Raw genomic sequence first — 5863 nt, 5'->3', positions numbered from 1 at the left:
CCGAAGCGCTGGTGCCGGCGGCCGTAGGCGCGCTGTCGCCGCAGGATGCGGCCGAGCGCCTGGCGCATGCCAGGCTGGGCGGCTGACTTTGGCCACGGCCGATCCGATCCACGCCCGCTGCGATGCTGCGGACACCCTGGTTGCGGCTGATGAGGCCCTGGCCCGGTTGCAGATCGCGGCCGGTGGTACGATGCCGGGCATGCTGGCGGTTCCGGCGCTGCTGGCGCTGGTGCGCCAGGTGCGGGTTTCCGGTTTGGCGCAGGCGCGGCCGATCGTGGCGATGGATGGCGATTGCGCCATCGCGTTTCATGCCCAGGCCACGCCTGACGACGATGGCATTGCCCTGGTGCTGCGCGATTGGCGCCGCGCGGCCGCGCCCGATGATGGCCTGCCCGCGTTTGATGCGTCTGCGCTGTGGCATCATCTTGCGCAGGGGCATGTCCTGCTTGATGAGCAGCAGCGGGTAATCACCGCCGATCTGGCTGCCGCCGATCTTGCCGAACTGGCCGCAGACCTGGCCGGCTCCACTGGGCGCCATTGGGCTTTGTCTCCGGCGCTGTCGCTTGGCCAGGGGCGCATCGAGACGGCGCGGCTGCACTGGCGGCTGCTCGATGACATGGTCGTCGATGTCGCCGGGTCGGCCCGGCGCTGGCGCGTGCGCCTGTTGCCGCGCGTGGGCAGCGGGTTCGATCTGCTGCTCTTGCCTGAAACTATCCTGGCGCTGCCGGCCGATCCCCTGCGTGGAGCAGAGCCTGCCATGGCCGGCGCCGATGCGCCACTGCCGCCCTGGACCGGGTTCCTCGGACGTGATCTTGCGCCCGCACTGCGCCAGCCGATCAGCCGGATCATCGCCAATGCCGAAACCATTCGCAGCCGCCTGGCGGGCCCGCTGGCCGATGCCTATGGCAACTATGCCGCCGACATTGCCGAGGCGGGGCGCCATCTGCTCGGCCTGGTCGAAGACCTGGCCGATCTCGATGCGGTAGAGGCGCCGGGCTTTGCCCCCGCGCCCGATCACATCGACCTCGCCGATTGCGCCCGCCGCGCCGCCGGTATTCTGTCCGTCCGCGCGCGCGAGCGGGGCATCGCCCTGGCCTTGCCCGAGGAGGCGTGCCACGCCCCGGCGATCGGCGAGTTTCGCCGCGTGCTGCAGGTACTGCTCAACCTGTTGAGCAATGCTATCCGCTATACCCCGGCCCATGCCACCGTAACTCTGGCCTGCGGTGTGGAAGGAGCCACGGCCTGGATCGCGGTGGAAGATCGCGGCGAGGGGCTGACTGCCGATCAGGCGGCGCGCGTGTTTGAAAAGTTCGAACGGCTGGGCCGCAGCGGCGATGGCGGATCGGGCTTGGGCCTCTATATCTCCCGCCGGCTGGCCCGCGCCATGGCCGGTGATCTTACCGTATCGAGCACACCGGGCGAGGGCGCCCGCTTTGTGCTGACCCTGCCGGCAGACCTGCCCAGCGCCGGTATCGTCAACGCGCGCTGATTATTGGCCGCCAGGTTAACCGCACCTTTTCATGGCATTCCGCAAACGTTCAGACCGTCTCGCCCACAACGCTGGGCATCGGGGACCGGAAATCTGACGCTTGTTTCGGAGATTCGCGATGATCAGGAAAATGGCGATGGTCGGCCTGTTGGGCGCCTTGGTGGCGACCCCGGCGCTGGCCCAGGCAGTAGATCCCAACCAGCCGTTCAACGATGGTTCGGCAGCAGCATCAATGACGGTCCCTCCGGGCGTGGTCGTTCCCGGCCAGGATCCCGGGGTTAGCGCGGTCAATCGCAACGAGGCGCAGGCGCTGGCGATCGATACCAACACCGCCCGCGCCGAGCGGAACGCCGAACTGCAAAGCTACCACGCAGCGGTGCATGATTATCACCAGGCCGTGCAGGCCCGGCGCGACACCATCGCCATGATCCGCACCACCCAGTCGCGCCGCGACGCTGCCTATGCGCGGGCAATGGATGCGTGGCACGAGCAGGTCGCGGCATGCCAGAATGGCAATCACCAGGCCTGCCAGGCGCCCACGCCAGACCCTGCCGCGTTCGAATAAATTGTGGGAATGGCGCGGCCAAGCCGGCCGGCGCGGGTCTTGTGCGATCAGCGCCGGCGACCGGCGCGCCACACGGCGGCAATGCCCAGCAGCGCCAGTACGAGGCCACGCCAGGCCCACGCTCGCTGATCGAGCATGAAGCTTTCGCGCGGCCAGTGCACCAGGCCCAAGCCTTGCGCGATCCACAACAAGCCCATGAAAAAGGCGGCCAAGCCGATGATCCGCAGGATCGCCACCATGACCGCCTTTCTCTTCATCGTGTATCTTCCGGCTTAGCGCTGGTTGATCGGAACGTAGTCGCGCTGCGTCGGCCCGGTGTAGAGCTGGCGCGGGCGACCGATCTTCTGGCCGGGATCGCTGATCATTTCGTTCCACTGCGCCACCCAGCCCACGGTGCGGGCGAGGGCAAACAGCACGGTAAACATCGTGGTCGGGAAACCGATCGCCGAAAGGATGATGCCCGAATAGAAGTCCACGTTCGGGAACAGCTTCTTTTCCACGAAGTAGGGATCGTTGAGCGCGATCTCTTCCAGGCGCAGCGCGGTTTCGAACAGCGGATCGTTGACCTTGAGCGCGTCGAACACTTCGCGCACGGTCTTCTGCATCACCGTGGCGCGCGGATCGTAGTTCTTGTAGACGCGGTGGCCAAAGCCCATCAGGCGGAACGGATCGTTCTTGTCCTTGGCGCGCTCGATATAGTGCGGAATCTTGTCGGGCGTGCCGATCTCGCGCAGCATGTTGAGCGCCGCTTCGTTGGCGCCGCCGTGTGCCGGGCCCCACAGGCAGGCGATACCCGCCGCGATGCAGGCAAACGGGTTGGCACCCGACGAACCGGCCAGGCGCACGGTCGAGGTCGACGCGTTCTGCTCATGGTCGGCGTGCAGGATGAAGATGCGATCCATCGCGCGTTCGACCTCGGGGATCACTTCATATTCTTCGGCCGGAACGCCAAAGGTCATGCGCAGGAAGTTGCCGGTGTACGACAGATCGTTGCGCGGATAGAGGAACGGCTGGCCGACCGAATACTTGTAGGCCATCGCCGCGATCGTGGGGATCTTGGCGATCAGACGGTGCGAGCTGATCGTGCGGTTCTGCGGATCGGCAATATCGGTCGAATCATGATAGAACGCCGAGAGCGCGCCCACCACGCCGCACATCACCGCCATCGGGTGCGCGTCACGGCGGAAACCGCTGTAGAACTTGGTCAGCTGCTCGTGCACCATAGTGTGGCGCGTGATCGTGCGGGAGAAGTTGGCCAGCTCGTCCTGGTTCGGCAGTTCGCCGTTCAGCAGCAGGTAGCTCACTTCCATGAAGCTGGAATGCTCGGCCAGCTGGCCGATCGGATAGCCGCGGTGCAGCAGGACGCCTTCGTCACCATCGATATAGGTGATCGCGCTGTCGCAGCTGGCGGTGGAGGTAAAGCCCGGATCGTAGGTGAACTTGCCCGACTGGCCGTAAAGCTTACGGATGTCGAGGACGTCCGGCCCGATGGTTCCGCTCTTGACCGGAAGGTCGATGGTCTTGCCATCGATGGTCAAAGTAGCCTGATTGTCGCTCACGCTAGGCTCTCCTGTACAAAGAAACAGTATGTTCTGTGGGCCACCTGGTCAGGCGGCATGGTCACGCAAACGGGCCAGGCTCTCTTCCTTTCCGAGGAGAACCAGGACATCGAAAATTCCAGGTGAGGTCGCTTGTCCCGTCAGGCTTGCGCGCAGGGGCTGGGCGATCTTGCCCAATCCTACTCCCAGCTCCTCGGCCATTTGCTTGAGATTGGCCTCGAGCGTGGCCGCTGTCCAGTCGTTTGCGCCCTCAAGGCGGGTGATCACTTTGGCAAGGATTGCCCGTGCGTCGGGAGTGAGCAGGCCTTGCGCCTTTTCATCGAGTGCCAGCGGGCGCTGGGCAAACAGGAACACCGCGCCCTTGGCCAGCTCGTTGAGATCGGCCGCGCGCACCTTGAGCACGGGCATCGCCTCGGCCAGCTTGGCACGGTCATGGGCCGGCACCAGGGCATCGAGCCGCGGCGCAACCAGATCAGCGAGGCGCGCGTCATCCGCTTCGCGCAGATAGTGCCCGTTCAAGTTGAGCAGCTTCTTGATGTCGAAGCGTGACGCGCCCTTGTTGACATTGGCGATGTCGAACCATTCCACCGCCTGGTCGCGGCTGATGATCTCCTCGTCGCCATGGCCCCAGCCGAGGCGAAGCAGGTAGTTGAACACCGCTTCGGGCAGCAGGCCCATCTCGTCGCGATAGGCGTCCACGCCCAGGGCGCCGTGGCGCTTCGACAGCTTGGCCCCATCCGCACCGTGGATCAGCGGGATATGGCCATAGACCGGATCGGGCCAGCCGCCCTCGATCACGTTCATCGCGCGGATGATTACCAGCTGGCGGAACGCATTGTTGATGTGGTCGTCGCCACGGATCACGTGGGTCACGCCCATGTCGTGGTCGTCGACCACCACTGCGAGCATATAGGTGGGCGTGCCATCGCCACGCAGGATCACGTAGTCGTCGATTTCCACGTTCTGCACGGTGATCGTGCCCTGCACGGCATCCTCGATCACCGTCTCGCCTTCACGCGGGGCCTTGACGCGGATGACATAGGGCTTGTCGGCCGGCCAGGTGGCGGGATCGGCATCGCGCCATTCGCTTTCCAGGCGGAACGGGCGGCGTTCTTCCTGCGCCTTGGCGCGGCGCGCGGCGAGTTCTTCCTGCGTCAAATAGCAGCGATAGGCGTGCCCGGCGTCGAGCAACTGGTGCGCTACCTGGGCATGGCGATCAGACCGCGCGAACTGGAACACCGGCTCGGCATCGCCACCCAAACCCAGCCAGTTGAGGCCGTCAAAGATCGCCTCGATCGCGGCGTCGGTGGAACGCGCGCGGTCGGTATCCTCGATCCGCAGCAGATAGGTGCCGCCATGATGACGGGCGAAAAGCCAGTTGAACAGGGCCGTGCGCGCGCCGCCGATATGCAGGAAACCGGTGGGCGATGGAGCAAAGCGGGTGACAACGCGTGCCGCCGGGGTGGGGCTGGCGCTGGCCGTACCCGATCCTGCAGAAACGGTGTCAGTCTGGCTTGCCATCGAGGGCGCATTCCTTCCAATTCGGCGCATGGCCGGCCTTGTTGCAACACCGCCTGATCCGCAAACGGCGCTTGGCCGGGATAACGGTGCCGGCCCGCAGATAACCGGTCTTGATATGGGACCGAACGGGCTCGGGCGCCATTGGGCCAAAGCGGCGCGTTTGTCCAGCATGCTCGCGCATGCGAATGCGTGGATCGAGCAGCGCGGCACAGAACGCGGCCCCTGGCTAAGTGTGGCGTTTGCTGCGGGAATCTGCGTCTGGGTGGTGCTTCCAGGCCCCTGGCAGTGGCTGGCCCTTATGGCCGGAATGGGCGGAATTTTGCTGCTTGTGCTGCCTCGCGATCGAGACGGCCGATTCGCCCATTTGCGGTTGGCCGTGCTTTCGCTGGGGCTGATGGTGGTGGCCGGCTGCGCCACGATCTGGATCAAGTCTGCCTTTTTGGGCCCCCCGCCGATTCCCCGGCCCATGCTGGTGGTGCTCGATGGCATGGTGGTGGATCGCCAGGTCCAGGCGGCGCAGGGCCGTTTGCGGCTGATCCTGCAGACGCGGGTAACCTTGCTGTCGGGCGAAACGCGGGACGGTCAGGTGCGGATCAACGTGCCCTTGGCGCCGGCCGGGCAAAACGATTCGGCGCTGGCCGACGGGGCGCGGGTGCGCCTGCGTGCGCGGCTGATGCCGCCGGCGCCGCCGATGGTGCCGGGCAGTTTTGATTTTGCCCGCAGCGCGTG

Annotated in this window: 6 protein-coding genes; 3 read left to right on the top strand and 3 right to left on the bottom strand. The window is 65.6% G+C overall.

Annotation, left to right across the window (positions count from 1 at the left end):
* Window positions 1-88: 88 nt before the first annotated feature.
* Window positions 89-1489, top strand: a complete 1401-nt coding sequence (locus H926_RS27175; RefSeq protein WP_022676549.1) for a sensor histidine kinase KdpD — start codon at window positions 89-91, stop codon at window positions 1487-1489.
* Window positions 1490-1625: 136 nt separating this feature from the next.
* Window positions 1626-2054: a hypothetical protein gene (locus tag H926_RS30855; protein ID WP_148291729.1), complete on the top strand. Its 429-nt coding sequence runs from the start codon at window positions 1626-1628 to the stop codon at window positions 2052-2054.
* A 47-nt stretch (window positions 2055-2101) separates the two neighbouring features.
* Here the strand turns inward: H926_RS30855 and H926_RS0112135 are convergent, their stop codons facing one another.
* Genes H926_RS0112135 through gltX form a run of 3 tightly spaced genes read right to left on the bottom strand, consistent with a single transcriptional unit; the run spans window position 2102 to window position 5134 of the window.
* Window positions 2102-2311: a hypothetical protein gene (locus H926_RS0112135; RefSeq protein ID WP_043609282.1), complete on the bottom strand. Its 210-nt coding sequence runs from the start codon at window positions 2309-2311 to the stop codon at window positions 2102-2104.
* A 15-nt stretch (window positions 2312-2326) separates the two neighbouring features.
* The gene (locus H926_RS0112130) at window positions 2327-3613 is read right to left on the bottom strand and encodes a citrate synthase (protein ID WP_022676546.1); all 1287 of its coding nucleotides are present in this window, start codon (window positions 3611-3613) and stop codon (window positions 2327-2329) included.
* 48 nt (window positions 3614-3661) lie between these two features.
* The gene (gene gltX, locus H926_RS0112125) at window positions 3662-5134 is read right to left on the bottom strand and encodes a glutamate--tRNA ligase (protein WP_022676545.1); all 1473 of its coding nucleotides are present in this window, start codon (window positions 5132-5134) and stop codon (window positions 3662-3664) included.
* A gap of 28 nt (window positions 5135-5162) precedes the next feature.
* Between gltX and H926_RS33290 the strand changes: the two genes are divergently transcribed.
* Window positions 5163-5863 (top strand): ComEC/Rec2 family competence protein (locus H926_RS33290; protein WP_158441977.1); only part of this gene is annotated, 701 nt, incomplete at its 3' end.

Origin of the sequence: Novosphingobium sp. B-7, assembly GCF_000410615.1 — a bacterium.
Taxonomy (GTDB): domain Bacteria; phylum Pseudomonadota; class Alphaproteobacteria; order Sphingomonadales; family Sphingomonadaceae; genus Novosphingobium; species Novosphingobium capsulatum.
This window is presented reverse-complemented; position numbering and strand designations above follow the sequence as displayed.